The organism is Thiogranum longum, from assembly GCF_004339085.1.
GTDB lineage: Bacteria > Pseudomonadota > Gammaproteobacteria > DSM-19610 > DSM-19610 > Thiogranum > Thiogranum longum.
This window is the reverse complement of the sequence record NZ_SMFX01000001.1, coordinates 2224317-2249488: the sequence shown is the minus strand read 5'-3', so window position 1 is coordinate 2249488 and position 25172 is coordinate 2224317. Positions and strand designations below refer to the sequence as shown.

Genomic DNA, 25172 nt, shown 5'->3' with positions numbered 1-25172 from the left:
TGGTTTTATGGCTAAGAGGAATTTTTTGTGGGCATGTATTGTGCTGCTGCTTGGGCAATTATTGGCATGTAGTGGTATTCCGAGAAGCCACTGGCCGGCGATAGAGGGCCGGGTGCTGGACAAGGACACCGGGCAACCGGTTGGGGATGCGCTTGTGGTTGCATTGTGGAAGGGTGTTGGCGGATACAGTCGGAGAATGTGTTTCCACGCAGAGACAGTGAAAACTGACGAGAATGGTGTTTACCGCATACCTTCATGGTTCAACAAGGATTTATATTCTCCCTATTTTGATCGGCAACACATAGAGCTGGTGCCATACAAGGCAGGCTTTAACTATGTGGGGGGCGTTGAGGGTATTCAGTACCTGAAAAAGTTTGAAGGGTCTTCGAGTGAGCGGATAGCAACACTAAATGATTATAAGAGACTGACATCTTGCTATATCAAGGATGTTGAGAGTAAACGTAATATTTACATTAAAGACCTTGCATTGTGTGAAGAAGCCAAAAAAGTAGCGATAACTGCTGAAGATAAATATCACCTGATTGGTTTTTTGTACAACGTTGAGGTCTATGAGTTTGGTAGTAAATTGGCGACCCAGCGCGCGCTCAAGCGCGCGAGCGAGTCAGAATATGAACTCCCTGAATGCTCAAGTACAACATCAATAAGGACAGGGTGCAGATACAAAGTACCGGAAGAGTGAAATGGATATCAAATTAATACCTTGGCTGCCAGTTGTTTTTGCGCTTGTTTCTAACTGTGCAACTGCGTACGAAATCGAAACACATGGTCTCATGACATACGAGGCGTTTGCTGCTTCGAGCCTCAATGTTAATGAATCCATCACTCGACTGGGCATTACAGATACAAATGACAGTAATCCGTTTGGTGAAGATTATTTCGATGTTGCCGGAGTAAAGGTTGGAAAGCGAGCGATAAATGAAGGAAATTTTCAATTTAGTATATTTGAGAATGAATTAGGCGTCGGTCAATCTGAACGCCTAAAAATACAGGGCTGGTTGATGAGTGGCGCCATTCGTGAAGACGACACTGTACCGCTGCCTTTCCCCTGTCTTATAAAAGCGGATAACCCCCAGGATGACCCCTATGGAAATAATGTTACGCGAGTATTCAACCACTTTTATGACCCTGTAAATAATCGGGAACTGACGGTTGTAAATTCACTTGGTGAAACTGCTGTGAACTGGGCGCTCGGCAGCAATGATGCCTTTGCAACACCGCCACCGGATAACAGTGGCCGACGCAACCACTTCACCGTTCGGGATGCACGAGAAGCGATGTTCCGGGCGTTGACGGGGCAGCGACTGACCGACCCGAAGGAAAATATCGGTCCAGGTAATACCGGCAGTGCACCCAATAATGCGGCCGAAGCCGAGGCCTTCCGCAAGGCATATTGGGCAACCACTTTCCGGGCACTGGGTGATGTCATGCACCTGATCGAGGATATGGCGCAGCCGCAGCATACGCGGAATGACCAGCACAGCGGGGCCTGTTTCGAGTTTATTGAGGCCGCGGTGACAGGTCGCGAAAGCGTTTACGAGTTCAGGGTGAATGATCGCTTGTTGGGCAGTTCCTTACAAGATAGCGCTACCAGCAGCGGTACCCAACTCGACGGCTTGGTATACAACGGTTACCCGATCCCAAGCTTTAACCGCTACCCGGATTTCTTCAGCACTCAGCCGGGCGGCGATGTCACGGCAGGGCGAGGCCTGGCGGATTACAGCAACCGGGGGTTCTTTACCGTGCGTTCCCTGCCCAGGTCGTTCAGCAACACGCTGAACAATTACCAGAACCCGCCCAATGATCCGAATAACAGTTTTTATGCCGAATCCCTGGAGAAGCCTAACCCCAACGATTTCGCCGAGAGCCGCTACCTGGAAGGTGATGTCGATGACACACTGACGAATACGGCAACCCGTATTCCGCTGGTGGTTGAGGGCCTGCTGCGCGCCGAGCTGGTCAATGAAGATGTACCGGCGGCCGAGACACACGGTTATTTGCTGGACAGCCGTATCTATGACGCCATAGCGGACCTGCTGGTGCCGCGCGGGGTCGCCTATTCCGCCGGGTTCCTGAATTATTTCTTCCGTGGCCGTCTTGAGGTCAGGCCGTCCCCTGCAGGAATCTATGCATTGCTGGACCATGCCGCGACCAACCAGGCGAATGACGGTTTTTCGACGGTAAAGCTTCAGCTGCGTAATGCCACGGCGGACATCAATGACGGGACGGGCGTGTATCCACAGGAGATGACAAACGGCACCTTGTTTGCGGTCGCAAAGTTTCGCCGCAACCCCTGTTACCAGCCGGATTTGTCGGGTGAGGTCGACACCAGCGGCAGTACCATTAACGGCTGTAGCACCACCCCTAATCCCGCTGCGGTGGAAGAGATCGTGGTATCTGAACCGCTTGGCAACCAAAGCCTCAGCCGGACACAGCGGGTCGATTTTGTTTTCGATTTCAGCAAGAACCCGATTCCTCTCCAGGCCACGGATCTGTTCCTGCAGGTGGTCTACCGTGGAAAGCTTGGCACGGAAGACGACGCCGTTGTGGTTGAAACGGTTGATCTTTTTGAGCCGACCTACATTTCCATTGTGAACAGTAGTGATTTCAAGATCGAAAACAGCGTGATTACGCCGGTTGATGATGTGGCTGTTGACAGTTTTACCGTGGGTGGTCTGCAGGTAGGGTTCAGTGAAACCTCGAACGAGACCCTCTCTGGTCTGAGTGCTTTGCCGGTCGGTAATTTTATTCGGCTTGCCATTCTGACCGATACCAGCCCGTTTATTCTGACGATCCGTGGAGAAATGACATCCGGGCTGGTTGTCAATCGGGTGAAGAGCTGGCTTGCCCGCACGGCGCAGCGTGCGACAGACGGGAGCTTCAACCCCAGCCCGCTAAACGCTCTGGGTCAACCCTACCGTGGCACCAACTGGCATAATCTTTACGCGTTTTATACCATAAGTGCCGATACGACCCAGAGTACGGATTTTTCCCCGATGGCCGGCGCGCCTTTTGCCGTAAACCCCTTGCCGCTGGATATGGATATTTTTAACCCGGCTGCGCCTTGAATTTCTGTACAGGGAATGTGGTTTTCTGGGGGCGGTCCGGGTGATTCACACCGCCAACTTGCGGGCTACCGGCCCGTCACGTAGAATGCCTCCGCTTTCGCGCGCTTAGCGCGTTCTCCTTGTTTTCCGCATAAGGCGGAAGGCTGATAATCCGTAAGGAGCTTTACATGCGTCATTATGAAATTGTGTTCCTGGTCCACCCGGACCAGAGCGAGCAGGTGCCCGCGATGATCGAACGTTACCGCTCGACCATCGAATCCGGCGGCGGCAAGATCCACCGCCTGGAAGACTGGGGTCGCCGTCAGCTTGCCTATCCCATCCAGAAACTGGCCAAGGCCCACTACGTGCTGATGAACGTCGAGTGTGGCACCGAAGAGTTGAAAGAGCTGGAAAGCGCTTTCCGTTTCAACGATGCCGTGCTGCGCAACCTGATCATCGTGCGCAAGGAGGCTGAGACTGATCCATCGTTACTGGTCAAGCGTGCCGATGATCGTGAAGAGCGGCCGCGACCGGTTGCAGCCGTACCGGACAGCGATGCGCCTGAAACTGCAGCGCCAGCCGTCGAGGCAGCACCGGAAGCCGATGCTGAAGAAGCTCCCGGCAGCGCTGACTGAAGCGCCTTTCATACTGTATTGGGAAACCAGTCGTTCTGAGTAACGGCTAACCAGAGGTCAAGCATATGTCCCGTTTTTTTCGTCGTCGCAAGTTCTGCCGTTTTACCGCAGATGGTGTAAAGGAAATTGATTACAAGGATCTTCAGACACTGAAGAACTATGTGTCTGAAACCGGCAAGATCGTGCCGAGCCGTATTACCGGCACCAAGGCCAGGTACCAGCGTCAGCTGGCCACGGCCATCAAGCGCGCACGTTTTCTGGCGCTGCTGCCGTATTGCGATTCCCATAAGGGTTAATCGCATGAGGCCTGGGGCCGTCTGCACCAGAACGTGATGATGCGTTCACTTGGCAGGCTGGTCGTTGCAGGCCCGCATCAGGCGGTACTGGTCGTTGCGATCTGTACCATATTGAGTTTTTTGCTGCCGCCGGTGACATCGGTACTGGGTTATGTTGCGGCGGCGGCGCTGGCGCTGAACAGCCTGCAGCGGGGTGCGCGGTCTGGCGCAATTGTGTTACTGGCCGCATCGGGCATTGTGGCGTTGCTGGCCAGCCTGATGGCCGGGCAGCAGGTGCTGATCGGTGTGGTGGTCATTCTGCTGCTGCTGTGGGCACCGCTGTGGCTGGCCAGTGTAGTACTGCGGGAAACACGCTCACTGGCCATGGCCATGCTGGCACTCTCGCTGCTTGGCATGCTGGGCGTGGTATTGATCTATGTTGTCGTCGGTGACCCGGTGCAGTGGTGGCCTGAGTATGTCAGCAGGCAGCTGGACGCTGCTATTGCCGTACAGCCTGAACTGCGTGATCAGCTCGAAGAGTTGTCTGCACTGGCTGAGCGGGTTGCACCGGTGCTGGCCGGATCGATTTCGGCAGGGTTGGTGATGAATGCCCTGCTGTGCCTGACACTGGGGCGCTGGTGGCAGGCAGTCGTACTGGAAAGACCGGGTGCGGTGCGGGCCGAGTTTTATGCCCTGCGCTTCAACCGCAGCCTGTCGCTGGCGGGCATTGCGATTTTTGCACTGGCTTCGCTGGATCTGGGGATAGCGAGTGTGTTGTCCCTGCAGTGGGCGCTGGTGGTTATGGTGCCGTTCATGTTTGTCGGGTTGGCGGTTGCACATGCAACGCTGAGCAACCTGAAAGCCGGGTTTGTCTGGCTGGTTATTGTATATATCGTGGCCCTGTTAGCGCCGCAGTTACTTGTCGCCGTAGGCATACTGGATCCCTGGCTGGATCCGCGCCGCCGCACCGACAAGGGCGCACCGGGTCAAAACTGAATTTTTCGAAAACAAAAGCTGTGTGCATAGGGTAGGGTCGAACGATGGAAGTCATTCTGCTGGAAAAAGTTGAAAATCTGGGTAACCTGGGTGACCGGGTCAACGTCAAGCCGGGCTACGGGCGTAATTTCCTGATCCCGAGTGGCAAGGCGACACCGGCCACTGAAGAACACATCAAGGCCTTCGAAGAACGTCGCGCCGAACTGGAGAAGGCCGCTTCTGACACATTGGCAATAGCCGAGGCCCGTCGTGAAAAGCTGGTGGATATGACCATCACCATTGCTGCCAAGGCCGGTGAAGAAGGCAAGCTGTTCGGTTCGATCGGCGCTATCGATATCGCCGAGGCCATTGCTGCTGCAGGCGTTGAGATCGAGCGTAGCGAAGTGCGTCTGCCGGAAGGCGCTTTCCGTAATATCGGTGAGTATCCCGTGCAGTTACATTTGCACAGTGATGTTGATGCCGGAATTACGCTGGTGATTGAAGCCGAGTAAAAGTCTGTTCCCCGCAACGCCTTGCCACGTTCCCGTGGCAAGGCGTTGTTTTGTCTGGCATCCCGTTTTTCTCCATGTTCCGCCACTGCCGCGGCCCGCAAATTGCGTGCTTGAGCGCGTGTGTTTATCGCTTTAGACTGCACCTGTTCAGTCATTCCGGCGCAGGCCGGAATCCATGTCGTTTACCCTGATGGATGCCGGCCTTTGCCGGCATGACGAATGAATATGATATTGTTTAACTGCCTGACGTCATCCTGACCCAGGCTGCCTCGGAGGGCAGATGCCGGAACCCGTTTCATCCTCGACTACGGTCGAATTCAGTGCTGACCGCCAGAAGGTGCCGCCGCATTCCGTGCAGGCTGAACAGTCTTTGCTGGGCGGCCTGTTGCTGGACAACCGTGCCTGGGACCAGATTGCGGATATCCTGACCGACGCAGATTTTTACCGGCGCGAACACCGGCTCATCTTTTCGGCTATTGGTGCCCTGATCGAACGTGGTGATCCCTGTGATGTCATCACCCTTTCCGAATGGCTGGAAGCTAACAGCCAGCTGGATGATGTGGGCGGGCTGGCTTACCTGGGTACGCTGGCAAAAGATACGCCGAGTGCAGCCAATATTCGCGCCTATGCGAATATCGTGCGCGATAATTCAGTGTTGCGGCAGCTGGCCGATGTGGGCACCGAGATCGCCAACAGCGCCTATTTTACCGAGGGGCGTGATACACCTTCATTACTTGATAATGCCGAAAAACTGGTCTTCCGCATTACCGACCAGGGCACGACCCGTGGCTCCGGGTTTCACAATATCAAGGATTTGTTGACGCGAGCGGTCGACCGTATTGATACCCTTTTTCACCAGGATAACCCGCTGACCGGCGTGTCTACCGGGTTTAACGAGGTCGATGAAATGACGGCCGGACTGCAGTCGTCCGATCTGGTGATTGTCGCCGGGCGTCCCTCCATGGGCAAGACAACATTTGCCATGAACATTGCTGAACATGCTGCCATCAGGGACAACGTACCGGTTGCCGTGTTCAGTATGGAAATGCCGGGCGAGCAGTTGGCCATGCGCCTGATGTCTTCGCTTGGTCGTATCGACCAGACCAAGGTACGTACCGGTAAACTGGACGATGACGACTGGCCACGGCTGACTTCGGCGGTCAGCATCCTTTCCAAGGCTCCGCTGTTTATCGACGACACACCGGCCCTGTCGCCCACCGAGTTGCGTGCCCGTGCGCGGCGCTTAAAGCGCGAACACAATCTTGGTCTGATCGTGATCGATTATCTGCAGCTCATGCAGGTGCCGGGCAACAAGGAAAACCGTACCGGGGAAATCTCCGAGATCTCCCGTTCACTGAAAGCGCTGGCAAAGGAACTGGAAGTACCGGTCATTGCCCTTTCACAGTTGAACCGTAGTCTTGAACAACGTCCCAACAAACGCCCGGTCATGTCAGACTTGCGTGAATCGGGCGCTATCGAGCAGGACGCCGACGTGATCATGTTCATTTATCGCGACGAGGTCTATGACGATGACAGCCCGGATAAAGGAACGGCCGAGATTATTATCGGCAAGCAGCGTAATGGCCCCATTGGCATACGTCGTCTGACCTTCCTTGGCCAGCATACACGCTTCGAAAACTTCACTGCCATCCAGTCCTATTCCGACGAGGGCTACGCCGGATGACGCGTCCCGTCCGGGCGCATATTGACCTTTCTGCCCTGACGTTTAATCTTTCCCAGGCGCGCCGCGCAGCACCGGACAGCCGTGTTATGGCAGTCGTCAAGGCAGACGGCTACGGGCACGGTATGCTGGCAGTCGCCACTGCGTTGCAGGATGCTGATGCCTTTGCAGTGGCCAGCCTCGATGAGGGGTTGCAGCTGCGTAACGCGGGTATCGAAAAGCCGGTCCTGCTGCTGGAGGGTGTGTTTTCCGCTACTGAGCTGACGGCGGTTATGCAGCACCATTTTGAACTTGTCGTGCACCAGGCACTGCAACTGGAGTGGCTGGAAACACTGGATGTTTCTGCCCGCTTGTCGGTCTGGCTCAAGGTCGATACCGGTATGAACCGCCTTGGATTTGCACCGGGTGACGCGCTTGCGGCCTGGGATCGCCTCGAGGCCATGCCGCAGGTGGAGACGCTGCAATGGATGTCTCACTTTGCCTGTGCTGATGAGCCGGAACATACTGCCAATGACCATCAGGAAAGTACCTTTCGCCAATTATGTATGCAACGCGAAGCGCCGCGTTCACTGGCAAATTCAGCCGCATTACTGACGCGCCCGTCCAGCCATGTGGAATGGGTGCGACCGGGTATTATGCTGTACGGTGCTTCGCCAATGGCCGCAGGGCATGCCTGTCCGGTTGAATTACGCCCGGTGATGACGCTGGGTTCCGAGTTGATCGCCGTACATCATTGCCGGAAGGGTGATGCGGTCGGCTACGGCCAGGCCTGGGTCTGCCCGGAAGATATGCCGGTAGGTGTGGTGGCGGCCGGTTACGGTGACGGTTACCCGCGCCATGCGCCGTCCGGCACCCCGGTGCTGGTCAATGGCGAAGTGGCGGAACTGATCGGGCGTGTTTCAATGGATATGCTGTGTGTCGATCTGCGCACCCAGCCACAGGCCCGTGCGGGGGACCCGGTTGTGTTGTGGGGTGAAGGGCTGCCGGTGGAATCCGTGGCCGGGGCCGCGGGTACGATCAGCTATGCCTTGTTGTGCGGGGTCACACCCAGGGTGCCTCGTAGAACTGACGGAGTCTCTGACTAATTCGTCATTGCGAGCGAAGCGCGGCAATCTTGTAGGGCCTGGTGCCAGGTTGCGGGAGATTGCCGCGCTTCGCTCGCAATGACGTGGATTCTGAAAGGTTCGGACCTGTTCAGGTCACTTCCTGCTTCCTGTTATCGTCGTCGGACAGCGAGGCACGTATGTCCCGGATGCGATCTATCTGGCCGAGGAACGCGTCAATACATTGCGGGTCAAAATGTTTCCCGCTCTCTTCCACCATCAGGCTCATAATATCCTGATCACGCCAGGCCGGTTTGTAACAACGTTGTGAAGACAGTGCATCGAAAACATCGGCAACGGCGACGATACGTGCCGGTAGCGGGATGGCCTCACCGACAAGGCCTTGTGGATAACCACTGCCGTCATATTTTTCGTGGTGGCCGAGGGCGATTTCGGCGCCCATTTTCAGGTACCGGGAAGGGCTGTCCCTGAGGATCTCGTAGCCGATAATCGTGTGTTGCTTGATGGTTTCGAACTCTTCTGTCGTGAGCTTGCCCGGTTTCAGGAGGATCTGGTCCGGAATACCGATTTTACCGATGTCGTGCATCGGTGCGGAAAGCTCGATGGTTTCGCATTCCATTTCATCGACACCCAGAGTCTCCGCAATCACCCGGGCAAAACGCGCCATTCGGATAACATGGTTACCGGTTTCTTCATCCCGGTATTCACCGGCCTTGGCGAGCCGAAGCAGGGTTTCATGTTCGCGTACCCGAATGGCGTGGGTGGCGGCCCTGACCTGCTCCTCCAGCCAGTTGGCGCGATCCTCGATAATCAGACGCTGGCGTTGCATCTGCAACAGGTTGCGAAAGCGGGCGCGGCACTCGGCATGGTCGATGGGCTTGTTGATGAAATCCGTGGCACCCAGTTCCAGTGCGCGGTAGCGGATTTCGGTCTCTTCGTGCGAGGTGATCATGACAATGGGCACGTTCCGGAGCTGTTCCAGTATACGCGCCTGCTCCAGGAACTCGATACCGTTCATGCCGGGCATCTTGTAATCCGTCAAAATCAGGTCGGCTTGCCTGTCACGCAGCCAGTCCAGCGCCGGTTGTGCGCTGTCAAAGGATTTGATCTCCAGGAGTTCGTCAATCGAGCGGACGATCTGGGCAAGGATCTGGCGGCTGGTCGCCTGATCGTCGATAACAAGTACGGTGGCCATGATACAGGTTGTCTTTTCTCTCGAGTCTGTCGGTTTATTGTGACTGCTTATTGACGCATTTGTTGTGGTGAGGTTATCGGCATCTGTTCGTCAGGGTTAAGGTATAGATGATCATAGTACGCTTGTATGTGCGCTGCATCACGGTCATCCCGAAGGGCGGCAAAAAAACAGCTGTGTTAAAGGGATTTTCGATAATGCTATCATCTACGCGAAAGCTGTACCCGGCATTGAATATTCATGGGGAATCGTGGTGATCGAAGCGGAAACAGATATTGAAGATATTGAAGAGCGTCTTCGTCAGGCGGGTATTTTCGGGCCTGCCAGCGAGGAAATGCAGCTCTACGAAAGCAGGCTGACGCGGTTCTTTGAGCGGGAATACGCGCGTTACAGGGATTCAGGTCGTGTTCCACGTGACTATGGTGTTGCGACAGATGAAGGTCCCATCATGGAAGAGACCGAAGCCCTGATGGAGCAGCACTATGATGAACAACAGGACTTCTTCTCCGGTTTTCTGGATACGCAGTACAGGGCCTACTCCATGGCTTATTATGGTGAGTCGGCGGAGGAGGTCAGGGATTCGGCGGCGACACTCGAACAGGCACAGGAAGCCAAATTTGCCCTGATTGCAGCGCGTGCGGGAATCCGCGGTGATGAAAGGGTTTTCAATATTGGTTGCGGTTTCGGCTCACTGGAAACCTACCTGCTGAAGCATTTCCCGGCAATAGAAATTGTCAGTATTACACCAAGCAAGGTTCAGTTGGCGCATATCAGGGGGCGTATGCAGGATCCCGCTGACCCCCTGTGCAGCGACCGGCTGACCCTGATCGAGGGTGCTTTTGACCAGCTTGATCTGCAGGCCCTGGGGGGGCGCAGTTATGACCTTGTAATTTCGGTAGCCGTTTTTGAGCAAGTGATTAATATGCAGGCCGTGCTGGAAAAAATCGCATCATTATTGTTGCCCGGTGGTAGAACCTTCCACCACTTTATTACGTCCCAGGCCGCAATACCGCAGTTTCTGAACCCCGATAAAACGCGGATAGGACTTTATTTTCCCGGTGGACGAGTCTGGCCACATGCGGAATTTTCCAGTCATACCGACCACTTTGAGGTGTGTGACAGCTGGTTTGTCAATGGGCTGAATTACTGGAGAACGCTGGATGAATGGCACCACCGTTACTGGGGCAGCCTGCCATCTCTGTACCGTTCAACGTTTGATCACGAGCAGATCGCGCACTGGAACAACTATTTTTCACTGTGCAAGGCGATGTTCGCGCCTGTGGATGGCTGTTTCTACGGGAACAGTCACTATTTGTTCAGGCTGAAAGGCTGAGCCTCAGAAGTCCGGTTTCTTCAGAACCGTCACAGCATTGAGACCACCGAAGGCAAAGGCATTCGATAATGCTGTATTGATCTGCATGGGGCGGGCCTTGTTCGGGATGTAGTCCAGGTCACAGTCTTCGTCCGCCTCGGTGAAGTTGGCAGTGGGCGGGGCTACCTGGTGATGAATGGCAAGTGTGGTTGCAACCAGTTCCAGTGCGCTGGATGCGCCCAGCGCATGGCCATGCATTGACTTGGTTGATGAAACAGCAAGAGAGTGGGCATGGGCACCAAAGGTCTTGTGCAGGGCTTCGGTTTCGGTTTTATCGTTGGCAGCTGTACCCGTACCGTGGGCGTTGACATAGGCGACTGATTCAGCAGAAGTCTCCGTACTTTCCAGGGCCTTTTGCATAGCCGAAATGATACCGTTCACATCAGGCCGTGTTATATGCGCTGCGTCAGAGGTCATACCAAAACCCGCCAGTTCGGCGTAGATGCGCGCATTTCTTTTGCGGGCATGGCTTTCCGATTCAAGCACAAGCATACCAGCGCCTTCTCCAAGCACCATACCGGAACGATTCGCAGAGAAAGGCCTGCACGTGTCGCTTGAAACGACCCTCAGTGCCTCCCACGATTTCAGCAGACCATAGGTAAAAGGGGTATCAGTCCCGCCTGCAACTGCAACATCCACGATCCCGGCCTGAATCATCAGTGATGCCTGTATAATGGCATGTGCACCTGAAGCACAGGCACTCGCTACTGAAAAGACCGGGCCACCGATCCCGAGATTCATGCTGACCTGGCAGGCGGCTGCACTGGGCATACCTTTGGGGATCGTCATCGGATGAGCCCGGGGCTGTCCTTTTTTGTAGAGCTGGAGGTAGGTCTCCTCATCAGTCTGTTTTCCCCCGCAACCCGTACCGATTATGGCTGCCGCGTGACGTGTGGCGTTACTGTGTGGCTCGAGCCCGGCGTCTGCCAGCGCTTCTGTGGCCGCGATGACCGCAAACTGGGAGAAACGATCAAGCAGGGGAAGTTTGTCCGGCGGGAAGTAAGTTTCCGGGGCATAATTGTTGACGATGGCACCAATACTGATCCTGGAGCCTTCCGCCAGCGAACCCAGCGGGGCAATGGACGAGGTGCCGCTGACCAGTGCTTGCCAGAATTGTTTTGTCGTAGTACCCGGGCCGGATATGGCGCCAAGACCGGTGATGGCTACACGTTGCTGCATACCTAGGAATTTGTATCCGGTTGCCGGATTTTGTTGATACTGGAAACAATATCCTTGACCGTCTCAAGGTTTTCCATCAGTTCATTCGGGATTTCTATTTCGAAACGTTCTTCGAGTTCGTAAAGGATGGTGATCGCCTGTAGAGAGTCGATGCCCAGGTCGCTCAGGCGTGTATCCATGTTGACGTCTTCCGGTTTGCATTGCCGCTCCCGGGTAATTACTTCTACTACGACTGATTCAACCATAACTACCAGTTCCTCATGCATTTGTACCGATTAAAGCATTTTTGCCCAGCTGCCGCTATAGCGCCCACGGTAATCTTTTTCTCGATGGAGTGAGTGTCTGCGTGTTTGCCAGAACCCGGTCAAGCAGGGGTACGGAAGAATCCACAACAGGGATGCCTGCATTGCTGTCTGTTATCGGGTGGAAAGGCACCTCTGACCAGGAACAGGGATTGCTTCGTATTGGTATTTCGCTCACCTTCCTGATCTATCTTGCATTCGACTGGCCTGACACAGAGGTCGCACAGGATCTGTTGCGCGCCAGCCTGGTTTTTATCGGCAGTTTTCTGTCATTTTCCGTATTGTTCTTTATTTCGACGTTGATATGGCCTGCTCCGTGGGTTAGCCGGCGTGTCGCGAGCATTATCATCGATATTTCTGCGTTGAGCTATGGTCTCTATTTGACCGGACCAACCGGTGCGCCCTGGTACGGTGTGTACTTGTGGGTCATATTGGGGAATGGCTTCCGGTATGGTGAGAAGTACATTTACTTGTCGGCGGCTACATCCCTGGTGGGTTTTGGAACGGTGATGCTTGTTACTCCATACTGGGAAGGGCATAGGGCGCTTGGCCTGGGGCTCGCGGCAACACTACTTGTTATTCCCGCCTATTCAGCATTACTGATCCGCCGTCTCAACGAGGCAAAACAGCAGGCCGACAAGGCCAATCGTGCCAAAAGCGACTTTCTGTCACGCATGTCGCACGAAATCCGTACACCGTTGAACGGTATTCTCGGCATGACGGAGTTGTTACGTACTCACCAGCTTGAGTCCCAGGATCGCGAGTATGTCGAGACCATCTACGCATCCGGCAAGACACTTGCCCACCAGATTGACGACATACTGGATCTTTCGAAGATTGAATCAGGGCAACTCAACCTGGAGAAAGTCGATTTTGACCTGTTTGCACTCATCAACACGACGCTTCGTATATTCGAGGCTCAGGCAGCAGAGAAAAATATTGGCCTGCAGGAAACCATAAATCCCGATACACCGTTTATGCTACATGGCGACCCGCACAAGCTTCGCCAGATCATTATTAATCTTATCGGTAATGCAATGAAATTCACCGAAAAGGGGTTTGTATCGCTGCGGGTACACCCGCGTGAGGAGCGGGACGGAACTGTGGTCTTGCGCTTCGAAGTGACAGACACAGGCACAGGTATTGCGGGGGGTAGTCTGGCGATGATTTTCGAGCCATTTGCACAGGCTGATAACAGTGTATCCCGGAAGCATGGCGGTACCGGTCTCGGGACTACAATCTGCAAGCATCTGGTAAGTTTGATGGGCGGGGAAATCGGTGTGCAGAGTACGCCGGAAGTCGGCACAACATTCTGGTTCGACCTGCCTTTCAGGGTTGTTGATTTGCCGGAACTGGATGACAGCAGCGCGTGGACACATGATTGCAAGGTCATCTGTTTGCGGCAGGATGCGTACGGTGACGCTGAGCTACTGGATAATCTGAACGGTTGGAAGATGCCTTCCACAGTCGTTTACAGTGTACAGGACTGCAGGCGCCAGATTGACGAGATGCAGGAAGCAGGAAAGGCTTTTGATGCCCTGGTTGTTGACGGTGTCGCGTACAGCCAGGAGCTGGATGCATTGCTTGGGGAATATTCGGGAGATGCAGTTTCTGGAGTTCTGCCGGTTGTATTGCTCGGTGGTGATCAGTATCCGCCGGAAATATCACATTCTGCACACGACCACTTCTTTGTCTTGACCCGCCCACTGGAAAGGCGCGCGCTGTTCAATGTATTGCATGCCTGTTATTCGCGTCACAGCACAGAGGATGACGTTATTCATATTGCATCAAGACAACACGCTTTCGAGGATAACGGTCAGCGTCTCAGGGTGCTGATCGGTGACGACAACGCCACAAACCGTATCGTGCTTTATCGTATGCTTGAACAGTTGGGGCATCAGTGTGTGGCGGTAGATGGTGGTGAGGCTGTGCTAATGTCGTTGGAAGAGTCGGATTATGACGTGGTCATTGTCGACAAGAACATGCCTGATATGGGTGGTCTGGACGTATTCTCTGCCTATTCCATGGCGCATGGCGAGTCTTCCTCTGCAGTGCCGTTCGTCATTCTGACTGCAGATGCCACTCAGGAGTCGCGCGATGCCTGCACCTCTGCCGGTATACAGCATTTTCTGACAAAGCCGGTTTCCCTGTCCCGGCTGCAGGAAGTCCTGTACGAGGTCATGCAGGATGAACGTCTGGGGCACCTGAATGAAGAGCCTGAAGAAGAACAAGGCATTGATGTCGGTGACTTGCCGGTTATTGATGTTGATGAATTCGAGAAGCTGGAATTGCTGGGTGGTGGAGATGACCAGTTTATGCGTGACATCATCACCAACTTCGAAAGTGATGCCAGTCGGGATCTGCGTGCACTTGAGTCTGCTGTAGCCAGTCAGGATCTGATTGTATTCCGTGACAGCGCACATGCCCTGAAGGGGGCGGCAATGTATCTGGGCTTGCAGCAACTGGCCTGGTTGAGTGCACAGGCACAGAACATGACGGAGCAGGACTTCCTTGAAAACGGTATTGATCAGCTGGTGGTTTTACGGCGCGCGACAGACGGCGCGCTGGAAGCCTTGCGGAAACGGGTAAACAGTCCGCGCAAGACGGGCTGATCTGTTACGTCGACGAGGGCTGCCTGCGGTCGATGACCAGCGGAGGATGCTGGGACCGCTGTTGCCGGCTTTGTGCGCGGGCAAAATAGGCCATGAGCCTGCGATTTTTTTCGCTGAGTTGCAGTGCCGTGTCTACCCAGTGCTCCACGATGTCATACAGTTCGTCATAACTGACGGGCATGGCCCGGTCGACAGCCGCCTGGAAGCCGTGCAGTCCGGGTGCAATGTCATTGTGGCGCTGCATATAGTTGGCAACCGCTTCGCGGCCCTCCCCGTCAGCGGCCAGTACATCGATAACGCCCATCTCATAAAGTTCTTCAGCCGTGTGTACCCGTCTGTCCATGATCAGTCGACGAGCCATCGAGGGTGTAATCTTACGTGTCAGCAGGGAAATGGCACCCATGCCTGGAAACATACCGAAGCTTAACTCGGGGAATCCGAAACGGGCCGATTCCTCAGCGATGATGACATTATTTGAAAGTGCGGCTTCAAATCCTCCACCCAGGGCTTCACCCTGTATCAGTGCGATGGTGGTAAACGGGATGTCGTAGTGGGTTACCGAGGCAAACTGGATGTCGATGCATTTTTTTGCATAGGTCAGCAGGCCATCCCGGTCATGTGTCTCGATAAGTTCAATGAAGTGAGTAAGGTCGCCGCCCAGGTTGAATGCGCGTGTATCTGACGAAGCCAGTACCTGGAACAGGAGGCGGTTGTTTATGCCGGACTGATGCTGTTGCTGGGCTGTCTTGCGAATAGAGTGCTGTGCAGTCGCCAGGTCATTCAGTAGTGCCGATGTAAAGCATGGCCGGCCACTGAATCTGAATTCCACCCAGACGGCATTTCGTGCCGGATCACTGGTTACTTTGAGGTGTCGAAGTCTGCGTTGAAGAATATCATCATTGCTGTTTTCCACGTTCTGCCTTCTCCCGTGTCCAGCCAGAATGACTCCGGCCATATCTTGCCCACAGAGGGTGCCAGAAACCCCCGATGTTGTACAACCCTAAATTGGATCGTGTACATAGGATTGTGCCGGTAGTCAGGCGGGGGTGCCTGAAGGTACACTTCAGTCTTCCTGAATGGCTGGGCGCAGCAACGCCATGGCAAAACCAAAACTCGAGTATCAATGCAGTGAATGTGGCGCACTGGCCCCGAAATGGGCGGGCCAGTGTACGGATTGTGGCGCCTGGAATTGTATGAGCGAGGCGCTTGCCGTTGTATCGGGTGATACTGCCAAATCACGATTTACCAGTTATACCGGACAGGCCGGTGCACAAATCCAGAGTCTCGGCTCGGTTGAGCCAGGGCAGGAATCGCGTATCTCGGTGGGTGTTCACGAGCTGGATCGCGTACTGGGCGGTGGGCTCGTCAGTGGTTCGGTCGTACTCATTGGTGGTGACCCCGGTATCGGCAAGTCCACGTTGTTATTGCAGGCGCTGGCGTCGATTTCCGGTGAGCTGAAGTCACTCTATGTGACGGGTGAGGAGTCGCCCGAGCAGGTTTCCCTGCGTGCATGCCGGCTCGATGCCGGTGCGCAGGACATGCGCCTGCTGGCGGAGACATCCGTCGAGCGGATTATAGAACATGCGCGTATTGAAACCCCCAGGGTCATGGTGATCGACTCGATACAGACACTTCATACCGAACTGCTGCAATCTGCGCCCGGCTCGGTTGGGCAGGTGCGCGAGAGCGCTGCCCAGCTGGTGCGATTTGCCAAGCAGACCGGCACGGCCCTGTTCCTGGTCGGTCACGTGACCAAGGAAGGCACGCTGGCCGGCCCGCGTGTACTGGAGCACATGGTTGATACGGTGCTGTATTTCGAGGGTGACCCCGGTGGCCGCTACCGGGTTATACGCGCGATCAAAAACCGCTTCGGCGCTGTCAACGAGCTGGGTGTGTTTGCCATGACTGACAAGGGTCTCAAGGAGGTTCGAAATCCTTCCTCGATTTTCCTGTCACGACACGATCAGCCGGTGGCCGGCAGCGTTATCCTGGTAACCATGGAGGGGACGAGGCCAATGCTGGTCGAGGTGCAGGCGCTGGTGGATGACAGTCAGTTATCCAACCCGCGGCGGGTGACGCTCGGACTGGAGCAGAACCGGCTGGCGATGCTGCTGGCCGTCCAGCACCGTCACGGCGGAGTGGTGATGAGTGATCAGGATGTCTACGTCAATGTGGTTGGTGGTGTACGCGTCACGGAAACTGCGGCTGATCTTTCTGTACTGCTGGCTGTTCTGTCGAGTTTCCGGGACCGCACCTTGCCAAATGATCTTGTCGTGTTCGGAGAGGTCGGGCTGGCCGGCGAGATAAGGCCGGTACCGAACGGCCAGCAACGTTTACACGAGGCGGTAAAGCTTGGGTTCAGGCGTGCGCTTGTCCCTGCGGCCAATGCACCGAAGTCAGACATCGAGGGTCTGGATATCTGTGCGGTATCGCGCTATTCGGAAGTGATGGACTGGTTTTCCGACCTGTAACTCAGGCCGGTTCGGCTGGTGCCAGCGCTGACAGTTCCCGCTCCAGCAGCGCCATGTCGCCAAGGTTCAGTTCGATCAGCCGACGCAGGTGGGTGATACTGTCAAGGTCGATATCATCACAGCGTAGCCCGATCGTTCCTGATTCCTGGTGGGCAACATGAACATCCATGATGATATCCGGTCCGCCTTCCAGGTGTATATTGAGCTGGTACTGTATATCTTCCGCTGCATTGAAGTCTTCGGGGGTATGTATCAGTGCGCCGTGCAGTGAAATATCCGCCAATGTGCTTTCCCAGCTTTTGTCTTCCCTGTGCAGGCTGATACAGACATCGAAAGGGATACGGCTGAACTTTCGCTGGTCGGCGTGATGGTCTTTGCTGTTCACGTTGCCGTCCTCCTGCGAGGTCCGGTCAGGATCCGAGAAAAACTGCACCTGTAATTCTCCAACACAGATGCGATCTCCACTGCAGAGTTTGCGTGCAGTTTCATCGATCTCCTGATCGTTGACGGTCGGGCGTTGTTCACCGTTTAAATGAGAGAGGTAGTGGCCATTGTTGCGACAGGCAATAATAGCAAGGTTACTGTCTGCGCTTCCGATACGGGTAAAGGCCTTGTCGAGTCGAATTGTGCGACCAAGGTGCGCACCGCTCTGGATTTGCAGCCAGTTATGCCCATCAGAAAAAGGTCGAGTCTGTTCGGGGGCGGGGGCAGGTTCTGACTCGCTGGCCGCAACCGGCTCCCTGGAAAATGTCAGGGTGTGTTTGCCAACCTGAATAGCGTCACCCGCGCTGAGTTCATGCGCGGCTTCGATCTGAGTGTCGTTGACAAACACGGCGGCCTCGTCCGCTACAGGTTCGATGGTGCAGGCGTCTGCCTGTTGCCGGACGATGGCGTGTTGTGGATCGATGGCAAGGCTGTCGATGAAAATCGCGCAGTTACTGTCACGGCCTATAACCGTTTCAGTTTCATCCAGTATAAAGATCTTCAGTTTCTGACCCTTGAATGACAATGTCAGTCTGGCCATATTTTACCCCCTGGCAGTTTAACCAGATGCTTCCCGCTATAGACATCGGCAAGCTGGCCTGAATCTGATGCAGGAACGCGCGAAAAGTCATGGTCTTCGCTCAGGCCTGCTCCGTAACTGGCTGGCGTTTTGTCGGGTGGATGCGTAAAGTTTTTACCAGATTCCCCTGGGTCTGGACAATATCGATCGGGTAGCCTGACAGTAACAGGCTGGTACCTGGCTCGGGAATAGCTTCGAGGTATTCCAGCACAAGCCCATTCAGTGTTTTCGGGCCGTCAGTTGGCAGTTCTATATTCAGTGCCCGGTTGAGCTCCCGAATCGTTGCTGTGCCGGTAACCAGGTAACTGCCGTCTTCTTGCGGCATGATGTCCTTGCTGCGGGTGGAGGGGTCAGTCGTGAATTCACCGACGACTTCTTCAAGTATATCTTCCAGAGTAACGAGTCCCTGTATGTCACCGTATTCGTCGACTACAAGCCCGACGCGCCGTCGTTCACGCTGAAAATTCAGTAACTGTCGATTCAGGGGTGTGTTTTCCGGGATAAACAGTGGTTCGCGGATTGATTTTTCCAGTGCTTCCTTGTCGAGTTCATCAAGTTTCAGCAGGGGAAGGATCTTGCGCAAGTGGATAAAGCCGACAACGTGGTCGATACTGCCCCGGTACACCGGCAGGCGCGTGTACTGGCTGGAGATGATCTGGCGCATGATGGTGCTCCATTCCTCTTCAAGGTCGATACCGGTGATTTCCTTGCGCGGCACCATGATGTCCTCAACGGTGACTTTCTCCAGGTCGATAATATTAAGCAGCATGTCCTGGTGGCGCTTCGGAATCATGGCGCCGGCTTCCAGTACCACGGTACGCAATTCTTCCTGGCTGAGGGTATGCGTTGCATCCTGTTCGGGACGGATGCCCATCATGCGCAATATCGAATTCGCAAAGATGTTGACTACCCATACAAACGGGTAGAGCACGGTCAGCAGTGGTCCATAGATAAAAGCGGCGGGGAAGGCGACCCGCTCGGGGTGCAGGGCGGCAAGGGTTTTTGGCGTTACTTCGGAAAATATCAGTATCACAAGGGTAAGCAGTGCAGCACCTGCCATCAGTCCGGCTTCCCCGGCGATGCGAAAGGCAATAACGGCCGTCAGTGTAGAGGCAAGAATATTGACGAAATTATTGCCGAGCAGGATAAGTCCAATCAGGCGATCCGGACGTTCAAGCAGTTTTTGTGCACGCACGGCGCCGCGGTGGCGTGCGCGAACCAGGTGCCGCAGTCGATAGCGGTTCAGCGTCATCAGTCCGGTTTCTGAACCGGAAAAGAATGCCGATAGTATGATCAGGAGCGCGAGTATGCCGAACAGGACGCTAAGAGGTATGTCGTCCAAGGAGTCAGAACCTTGTTGCTGCAGATAATGTCATTGTAGGCCGGCCTGGCCGGTTTGTCAGGCGTTGCCTGCCAGAATGAGTTCGAGTACCAGCTTGCTGCCGAAATAGGCGAGTGCCAGCAGTGCAAAGCCGCTCAGCGTCCAGCGGATGGCTGTCCGTCCGCGCCAGCCGAATCGCCAGCGTCCCCATAGCAGTATGCCGAAGATGACCCAACCGGCAATCGACAGGATAGTCTTGTGCACCAGGTGTTGCGCGAAAATATCTTCAAGAAAGAAAAAGCCGGTCAGCAGGGCGACGCTCAGCAGGATGAAGCCGGCACCGATCATCTGGAACAGCAGTTTTTCCATGACCTGTAGTGGCGGTAGCGCGCGGATCAGGCCGCCCGGCTGGCGGTTACGCAAGTGACGTTCCTGGATAGCCAACAAAACGGCCTGGAAGGCCGCCAGCACGAACAGGCTGTAGGCCAGTACCGAGAACAGGATGTGGGTATCGAGCTGCCAGCTGGCTGATGTGATGGCGTGCTGGCTGGGATAGGCAGCCGCCAGCCCCAGCGTCGCCGCCGTGACAGGTAATAACGGGATGCCGATGGATTCAACCGGTTGCCAGATAGCGACCAGCAGTAACAGGATAACGGTCAGCAAGGCCGTCAGCGAGGCGGCGTTGAAGAAGCCCAGGTTGATACCATGGCCGGTAATCAGTTCAGGGTAGAGTACCAGGGCATGCAGGACCACGGCCCCGATACCGGGCAGGAGGATAATCTTTCGACTGGCACACAGCGAGGACTCGCAGCCACCAAGACGCATGGCCAGTCCGACAGTGGTCAGCAGGTAGAGCAGTATGGCGGGTAGGGCGAGTCCTGTCGCATTCATTTGGCAATGATGGCACAAGCTACCGGGTGCTTAAAGCCTTGCCGTGTTGCCGTGTGGAAATCGCCCGCCAGTGTCACCAGTGGCTGACGTACAGCGTCAGTTGTGTTTTCTATGTTGCATGGGTCACGTATATGAGGCCGAAAAAGGCCTGAAACTGTGAGCCGGTTCACATTTTCCTTGTGAATTGCCGTGGCACGGTACTCGCATTACCGGTATCAGGTGATAACCGGAATCAAGACAATGGAACTGAGAATACTTGGATGCAGCGGTGGTATCGGTACAGAAATGACCACAACTTCCTTGCTGGTTGACGGCGATATCCTGATCGATGGCGGGACCGGTCTGACCGAGCTCGAACTCGATGAGATGAAAGCCATTCGGCATATCTTTGTCACGCATTCGCACCTGGATCATATTGCCGGCATCCCCATGCTGCTTGATTCTGTATTTGACTATATTCGTGAACCGGTCGTGCTGCACGCCCGGGCGGAGACACTGCGCGCCCTGAAGGATCACATCTTTAACTGGCAGATCTGGCCGGATTTCTCCTGCCTGCCCAGTGCTGATGCACCGGTGCTGCGCTTTGAGGAGATGAAGCCGGGTGAACGGATTCAGGTCGGCAACCGGAGTATTGAAATGATTGCGGTCAACCATGCGGTACCGGCGGCCGGTTACCGGGTCCAGAATGGTGTCGGCAGTTTTGCGTTCAGTGGCGATACCACCAGTAACGAAGGCTTCTGGACGGCGCTCAACCGTCACGATGCGCTGGATATGCTGATTGTCGAAAGTGCCTTTCCTGATGAGGATCGAGAACTGAGCAGCAAGGCGCGGCATTACTGTCCAGGGCTTCTGGCGGCCGACCTGAAAAAACTGCGCCATCGGCCACAGCTGTTTCTGACCCACCTCAAGCCTGGCAGTGAAGAACGAATTATCGACCAGTGTCGCGACCAGATCGAGTTCCTGGACGTGCAGCGTCTGTGCGGGGGCGATCGCTTCACGCTATAATCCCGCCATCAATCAGCGGGAAGATTTTTCATGTTCGAGAATCTGACAGATCGCCTGTCCGGCACGATCAAGCGCCTGCGCGGGCAGGGGCGCCTCAGTGAAGACAATATCAAGGAGGCCCTGCGCGAAGTGCGCATGGCCCTGCTTGAGGCCGACGTGGCGTTGCCGGTCGTCAAGGAGTTCATCGACAAGGTGCGCGAGCGTGCCGTCGGACAGGAGGTCATGCAAAGCCTGACGCCGGGTCAGGCGCTGGTCAAGATCGTCAACGACGAGCTGGTCGCACTGATGGGCGAGGCCTGCGACGAACTGCAGCTCAATGTGCAGCCTCCCGCCGTGGTGTTGATGGCGGGCCTGCAGGGTTCCGGTAAAACCACATCCACAGCCAAGCTTGCGCGCTGGTTGAAAGAGCGCAAGAACAAGTCAGTTATGGTGGCGAGTTGCGATATTTATCGTCCGGCCGCCATCGAGCAGTTGAAAACGCTGGCCGGTGAGGTGGGTGCCGCTTTCTTCCCCAGCAGTTCCGAGCAGGACCCGGTGGCGATTGCGCAAGCGGCGCTCGAGCAGGCACGCAAGCAGCATGTTGATGTATTGATTATCGATACCGCCGGCCGGCTTCATATCGATGAGCAAATGATGGATGAGATCCAGCGCATCCATGCTGCGGTTCAGCCGGTCGAAACCCTGTTTGTGGTCGACAGCATGACCGGTCAGGATGCCGCAAACACGGCGCGTGCCTTCCATGATGCCTTGCCCCTGAGTGGCGTCATTCTGACCAAGACAGATGGTGATGCACGGGGTGGTGCGGCGCTGTCTATCCGCGCCATTACCGGCAAGCCGATCAAGTTTCTCGGTGTTGGTGAAAAGACCGAAGCACTGGAGCCGTTCCACCCGGATCGTCTGGCATCGCGTATTCTGGGGATGGGAGATGTGCTCAGCCTGGTCGAAGAGGTCGAGCGCAAGGTCGACAAGGACAAGGCCACAAGGCTTGCGAAAAAGCTGCACAAGGGCAAACGCTTCGATCTGACAGACTTTCATGACCAGCTGGAGCAGATGGCGGGTATGGGCGGTCTCGGTGGCCTGATGGACAAGCTGCCCGGCATGAGTCAGTTGCCAAAGAATGTGCGTGAACAGGTCAACGACAAGGATATGGACCGCATGCTCGCCATTATTCGCTCCATGACCCTGAAAGAACGGGCCTTTCCGGATATCATCAAGGGTTCGCGGCGTCGGCGTATTGCGGCTGGCTCAGGAACCCGGGTGCAGGATGTTAATCGGCTACTTAAGCAGTTTACCCAGATGCAGAAAATGATGAAGAAGATGTCCAAGGGTGGGATGAAAAACATGATGCGCGGCCTGAAGGGTAAAATGCCGCAGGGATTTCCTTTCCCCTGAAATAAAAAACGGCGAGCCAGTGGCTCGCCGTAGCAGTAGGACTTTTATAATCTTTCCCCCCTGCCGTCAGTGCTGATTCTCTATTATTTCTGACGGAAGGACTTATCGATTGCCGCGGGCCGTTCTTTAAGACTGCTGGCGTTCAATCGCCCCTTCTACCAACATTATTCCCTAATTGTTACTGACATCGTTCCCTCAACTGACAAACTGAGCAATCTCTATGCCATAAACGTCAAATTCAATAAAAACAACCTGTTACACTAAAGAGACTTCCAGGCTCAAATGTCCGACATAATTCTATGTAAATAATATCGACAATTGGAGGGTTATCCCATAGTCTGAAGGATGTTATTAACTTATTGTAAACAATATGATTGCAGTATATTTGTTGGTATATTTTCGACGCAATTCGGTAGTAAAGAAGATCGACATTTTGTGGAAAATCTTCCGATTCTTGCTTGTCCGCCCCATTTTAGGCAGGCAAAGTACCTGGAGTGGATGGGCTTGACGTATTATTTCTCTGCAAGCCCTTCACTTTCTGTCGGATTCGCGTAAAATGCCCGCTTTTCCGCGCAGGGGATTGCCTTGCGCGTAACTTAAAATTTGTTGTATTTAGAGGTTTTATCCCGATGGTAACAATTCGACTGTCGCGCGGTGGTGCGAAAAAACGACCCTTCTACCATGTGGTGGTCACCGATTCCCGCAATCGTCGTGACGGACGCTACCTTGAGCGTGTCGGTTATTTCAATCCGGTCGCCACGGGTGGCGAGACACGTTTGAAGATCGATGCCGAACGTGTACAGCACTGGGTCAGTCTGGGTGCCCGGACCTCGGATCGCGTCGCCAAACTGCTCAAGGATCAGCAGCAGTAAGCCAACGCGATACAGATTCGCAAATTATTCCGCTGGGCCGAATATCAGGGGTCTACGGGGTGCGTGGCTGGGTTCGGGTCTTTTCCTATACACAGCCGCGCGAAAACATTGTCACATACAAGCCCTGGTTCCTGCGTCGTGACAGCGGCGAATGGCGGGAAACCACCCTGGAAGAGGGGCGCGCCCATGGCAAGGGTGTTGTCGCGAGGCTCGCGGATTGCACTGATCGCGATCAGGCGCAACGGCTGATCGGCTACGAGATCGGTGTTGACCGCAACCGGTTGCCGGTATTGCCACCGGGTGAATACTACTGGAAAGACCTGATTGGTTTGCAGGTCGTGAATACACAGGGTGACGACTTCGGCAAGGTGGATCACCTGCTGGAAACCGGCGCCAATGATGTCCTGGTCGTGAAAGGTGACCGGGAAAGGCTGATCCCCTTCGTGATGAAGCAGGTGATCGTCGAAGTGAACCCTGACCAGGGCCGGATTCTGGTCGACTGGGACAAGGAATTCTAGGGTGACCACACGCATTGATGTGGTGACCCTGTTTCCCGATATGATTCGGGATGCGTGCAGCTGGGGTATCCCGCGCATTGCACAGGAAAAACAGTTGCTGGAACTGGGCCTGTGGAACCCGCGCGACTATACGGATGACCGTAACCGCCGGGTCGATGACCGGCCATACGGTGGTGGCCCTGGCATGGTGATGCAGGTGCAACCGGTGCATGATGCGCTGCAGGCGGCACGAACTGCAGGTAAGGGTCCGGTGATTTACCTGAGTCCGCAGGGTCGACGTTTCGACCAGGCGGCAGCCAGACGGTTTGCAGAACTGCCGCACATGATATTGCTGGCAGGACGCTACGAAGGCATCGATGAGCGTGTTGTCGAGCAGGATGTCGATGAAGAATGGTCTGTCGGTGATTATGTGCTGAGTGGTGGCGAAGCGGCAGCACTGGTATGGATTGACGCCCTTGCGCGCTTGTTACCGGGCGCGTTGGGTGACGAGGATTCGGCAGGGCAGGACTCCTTTATGGACGGCCTGCTGGACTACCCGCATTACACGCGGCCCGAAGTGGTAAACGGCAAGGCCGTGCCGGATGTTCTGACAGGCGGTAACCACGCCGACATAGAACGCTGGCGAAAGAAACAGTCGCTGGGGCGAACCTGGAAACGCAGGCCTGACCTGCTGAAACAGCTTAAGCTCAGTGGTGAACAGAAGGCGCTGCTTGAGGAATATATTCGCGAGCAGCAATCGGCAGAATCGGAACAGGACCCTGGCAGGGGATAGAGA

23 protein-coding genes are annotated in these 25172 nt (G+C 55.1%); 16 read left to right on the top strand and 7 right to left on the bottom strand.

Annotated elements, in window-relative coordinates:
* Window positions 1-7: 7 nt before the first annotated feature.
* The 8 genes from DFR30_RS11000 (at window position 8) to alr (ending at window position 8228) form a co-directional block, all read left to right on the top strand.
* Window positions 8-700 carry a carboxypeptidase-like regulatory domain-containing protein gene (locus DFR30_RS11000; RefSeq protein WP_132973196.1) on the top strand — a complete coding sequence of 231 codons (693 nt, stop codon included), beginning with the start codon at window positions 8-10 and terminating at the stop codon, window positions 698-700.
* Between the two features lie 319 nt (window positions 701-1019).
* A complete protein-coding gene (locus DFR30_RS14345; protein WP_165869179.1) occupies window positions 1020-3086 on the top strand; it encodes a hypothetical protein in 2067 nt (688 codons plus the stop codon).
* 167 nt (window positions 3087-3253) lie between these two features.
* Window positions 3254-3700: a 30S ribosomal protein S6 gene (rpsF, locus tag DFR30_RS10990; protein WP_132973194.1), complete on the top strand. Its 447-nt coding sequence runs from the start codon at window positions 3254-3256 to the stop codon at window positions 3698-3700.
* A 65-nt stretch (window positions 3701-3765) separates the two neighbouring features.
* On the top strand, window positions 3766-3996 hold the full coding sequence (gene rpsR, locus DFR30_RS10985; RefSeq protein ID WP_132973192.1) for a 30S ribosomal protein S18: 231 nt from the start codon (window positions 3766-3768) through the stop codon (window positions 3994-3996).
* Between the two features lie 36 nt (window positions 3997-4032).
* Window positions 4033-4971, top strand: coding sequence for a hypothetical protein (locus DFR30_RS10980; RefSeq protein WP_132973188.1), 939 nt, complete (start codon window positions 4033-4035; stop codon window positions 4969-4971).
* Between the two features lie 44 nt (window positions 4972-5015).
* On the top strand, window positions 5016-5462 hold the full coding sequence (gene rplI, locus DFR30_RS10975) for a 50S ribosomal protein L9 (protein WP_132973186.1): 447 nt from the start codon (window positions 5016-5018) through the stop codon (window positions 5460-5462).
* Window positions 5463-5742: 280 nt separating this feature from the next.
* A complete protein-coding gene (gene dnaB / locus DFR30_RS10970) occupies window positions 5743-7146 on the top strand; it encodes a replicative DNA helicase (protein WP_132973184.1) in 1404 nt (467 codons plus the stop codon).
* Window positions 7143-8228: an alanine racemase gene (gene alr / locus DFR30_RS10965; RefSeq protein ID WP_132973182.1), complete on the top strand. Its 1086-nt coding sequence runs from the start codon at window positions 7143-7145 to the stop codon at window positions 8226-8228. Before dnaB ends, alr begins: the two co-directional genes overlap by 4 nt.
* 109 nt (window positions 8229-8337) lie before the next feature.
* Here the strand turns inward: alr and DFR30_RS10960 are convergent, their stop codons facing one another.
* Complete coding sequence (locus DFR30_RS10960; protein ID WP_132973180.1) at window positions 8338-9402, bottom strand: HD-GYP domain-containing protein; 1065 nt, start codon at window positions 9400-9402, stop codon at window positions 8338-8340.
* Window positions 9403-9652: 250 nt separating this feature from the next.
* Between DFR30_RS10960 and DFR30_RS10955 the strand changes: the two genes are divergently transcribed.
* Entirely contained in the window at window positions 9653-10732 is a 1080-nt protein-coding gene (locus tag DFR30_RS10955) for an SAM-dependent methyltransferase (protein ID WP_132973178.1), read from the top strand.
* 3 nt (window positions 10733-10735) lie between these two features.
* Here DFR30_RS10955 and DFR30_RS10950 read toward each other — a convergent pair whose 3' ends face one another.
* Together DFR30_RS10950 and DFR30_RS10945 are read right to left on the bottom strand one after the other, a co-directional pair.
* Window positions 10736-11950: a beta-ketoacyl-[acyl-carrier-protein] synthase family protein gene (locus DFR30_RS10950; protein ID WP_132973176.1), complete on the bottom strand. Its 1215-nt coding sequence runs from the start codon at window positions 11948-11950 to the stop codon at window positions 10736-10738.
* Window positions 11951-11952: 2 nt separating this feature from the next.
* Window positions 11953-12195 carry an acyl carrier protein gene (locus DFR30_RS10945; RefSeq protein ID WP_165869178.1) on the bottom strand — a complete coding sequence of 81 codons (243 nt, stop codon included), beginning with the start codon at window positions 12193-12195 and terminating at the stop codon, window positions 11953-11955.
* 152 nt (window positions 12196-12347) lie between these two features.
* Here DFR30_RS10945 and DFR30_RS10940 point away from each other — a divergent pair, with 152 nt between their 5' ends.
* Complete coding sequence (locus DFR30_RS10940; RefSeq protein ID WP_132973172.1) at window positions 12348-14864, top strand: ATP-binding protein; 2517 nt, start codon at window positions 12348-12350, stop codon at window positions 14862-14864.
* A gap of 4 nt (window positions 14865-14868) precedes the next feature.
* Here the strand turns inward: DFR30_RS10940 and DFR30_RS10935 are convergent, their stop codons facing one another.
* A complete protein-coding gene (locus DFR30_RS10935; RefSeq protein WP_165869177.1) occupies window positions 14869-15777 on the bottom strand; it encodes a crotonase/enoyl-CoA hydratase family protein in 909 nt (302 codons plus the stop codon).
* Window positions 15778-15961: 184 nt separating this feature from the next.
* Here DFR30_RS10935 and radA point away from each other — a divergent pair, with 184 nt between their 5' ends.
* Entirely contained in the window at window positions 15962-17335 is a 1374-nt protein-coding gene (radA, locus tag DFR30_RS10930; protein ID WP_132973168.1) for a DNA repair protein RadA, read from the top strand.
* 1 nt (window position 17336) lies between these two features.
* Here the strand turns inward: radA and DFR30_RS10925 are convergent, their stop codons facing one another.
* The 3 genes from DFR30_RS10925 to DFR30_RS10915 all read right to left on the bottom strand — a co-directional run bounded on the left by DFR30_RS10925 (window position 17337) and on the right by DFR30_RS10915 (window position 20610).
* Window positions 17337-18359 carry a PilZ domain-containing protein gene (locus DFR30_RS10925; protein WP_132973166.1) on the bottom strand — a complete coding sequence of 341 codons (1023 nt, stop codon included), beginning with the start codon at window positions 18357-18359 and terminating at the stop codon, window positions 17337-17339.
* A gap of 100 nt (window positions 18360-18459) precedes the next feature.
* Window positions 18460-19740 carry an HlyC/CorC family transporter gene (locus DFR30_RS10920; protein WP_132973164.1) on the bottom strand — a complete coding sequence of 427 codons (1281 nt, stop codon included), beginning with the start codon at window positions 19738-19740 and terminating at the stop codon, window positions 18460-18462.
* A 57-nt stretch (window positions 19741-19797) separates the two neighbouring features.
* On the bottom strand, window positions 19798-20610 hold the full coding sequence (locus tag DFR30_RS10915) for a cytochrome C assembly family protein (RefSeq protein WP_132973162.1): 813 nt from the start codon (window positions 20608-20610) through the stop codon (window positions 19798-19800).
* A gap of 240 nt (window positions 20611-20850) precedes the next feature.
* On the opposite strand from DFR30_RS10915, the gene DFR30_RS10910 reads away from it, so the two are divergent.
* The 5 genes from DFR30_RS10910 to trmD all read left to right on the top strand — a co-directional run bounded on the left by DFR30_RS10910 (window position 20851) and on the right by trmD (window position 25169).
* Complete coding sequence (locus tag DFR30_RS10910; RefSeq protein ID WP_132973160.1) at window positions 20851-21615, top strand: MBL fold metallo-hydrolase; 765 nt, start codon at window positions 20851-20853, stop codon at window positions 21613-21615.
* A gap of 30 nt (window positions 21616-21645) precedes the next feature.
* Complete coding sequence (ffh, locus tag DFR30_RS10905; protein WP_132973158.1) at window positions 21646-23007, top strand: signal recognition particle protein; 1362 nt, start codon at window positions 21646-21648, stop codon at window positions 23005-23007.
* Between the two features lie 629 nt (window positions 23008-23636).
* The gene (rpsP, locus tag DFR30_RS10900) at window positions 23637-23879 is read left to right on the top strand and encodes a 30S ribosomal protein S16 (protein ID WP_132973156.1); all 243 of its coding nucleotides are present in this window, start codon (window positions 23637-23639) and stop codon (window positions 23877-23879) included.
* Between the two features lie 23 nt (window positions 23880-23902).
* A complete protein-coding gene (rimM, locus tag DFR30_RS10895) occupies window positions 23903-24397 on the top strand; it encodes a ribosome maturation factor RimM (RefSeq protein WP_279386919.1) in 495 nt (164 codons plus the stop codon).
* A 1-nt stretch (window position 24398) separates the two neighbouring features.
* Window positions 24399-25169 carry a tRNA (guanosine(37)-N1)-methyltransferase TrmD gene (gene trmD, locus DFR30_RS10890; RefSeq protein WP_279386906.1) on the top strand — a complete coding sequence of 257 codons (771 nt, stop codon included), beginning with the start codon at window positions 24399-24401 and terminating at the stop codon, window positions 25167-25169.
* Window positions 25170-25172: the final 3 nt, after the last annotated feature.

Coding starts and splice junctions, on each gene's coding strand:
- DFR30_RS10910 (WP_132973160.1), top strand. CDS start 20,851: ATGGAACTGAGAATACTTGGATGCAGCGGTGGTATCGGTACAGAAATG.
- DFR30_RS10960 (WP_132973180.1), bottom strand. CDS start 9,402: ATGGCCACCGTACTTGTTATCGACGATCAGGCGACCAGCCGCCAGATC.
- DFR30_RS10915 (WP_132973162.1), bottom strand. CDS start 20,610: ATGAATGCGACAGGACTCGCCCTACCCGCCATACTGCTCTACCTGCTG.
- DFR30_RS10940 (WP_132973172.1), top strand. CDS start 12,348: ATGCCTGCATTGCTGTCTGTTATCGGGTGGAAAGGCACCTCTGACCAG.
- rplI (WP_132973186.1), top strand. CDS start 5,016: ATGGAAGTCATTCTGCTGGAAAAAGTTGAAAATCTGGGTAACCTGGGT.
- DFR30_RS11000 (WP_132973196.1), top strand. CDS start 8: ATGGCTAAGAGGAATTTTTTGTGGGCATGTATTGTGCTGCTGCTTGGG.
- dnaB (WP_132973184.1), top strand. CDS start 5,743: ATGCCGGAACCCGTTTCATCCTCGACTACGGTCGAATTCAGTGCTGAC.
- DFR30_RS10980 (WP_132973188.1), top strand. CDS start 4,033: ATGATGCGTTCACTTGGCAGGCTGGTCGTTGCAGGCCCGCATCAGGCG.
- DFR30_RS10945 (WP_165869178.1), bottom strand. CDS start 12,195: ATGGTTGAATCAGTCGTAGTAGAAGTAATTACCCGGGAGCGGCAATGC.
- rpsP (WP_132973156.1), top strand. CDS start 23,637: ATGGTAACAATTCGACTGTCGCGCGGTGGTGCGAAAAAACGACCCTTC.
- DFR30_RS10925 (WP_132973166.1), bottom strand. CDS start 18,359: ATGGCCAGACTGACATTGTCATTCAAGGGTCAGAAACTGAAGATCTTT.
- alr (WP_132973182.1), top strand. CDS start 7,143: ATGACGCGTCCCGTCCGGGCGCATATTGACCTTTCTGCCCTGACGTTT.
- rpsR (WP_132973192.1), top strand. CDS start 3,766: ATGTCCCGTTTTTTTCGTCGTCGCAAGTTCTGCCGTTTTACCGCAGAT.
- ffh (WP_132973158.1), top strand. CDS start 21,646: ATGTTCGAGAATCTGACAGATCGCCTGTCCGGCACGATCAAGCGCCTG.
- rpsF (WP_132973194.1), top strand. CDS start 3,254: ATGCGTCATTATGAAATTGTGTTCCTGGTCCACCCGGACCAGAGCGAG.
- DFR30_RS10950 (WP_132973176.1), bottom strand. CDS start 11,950: ATGCAGCAACGTGTAGCCATCACCGGTCTTGGCGCCATATCCGGCCCG.
- radA (WP_132973168.1), top strand. CDS start 15,962: ATGGCAAAACCAAAACTCGAGTATCAATGCAGTGAATGTGGCGCACTG.
- DFR30_RS14345 (WP_165869179.1), top strand. CDS start 1,020: ATGAGTGGCGCCATTCGTGAAGACGACACTGTACCGCTGCCTTTCCCC.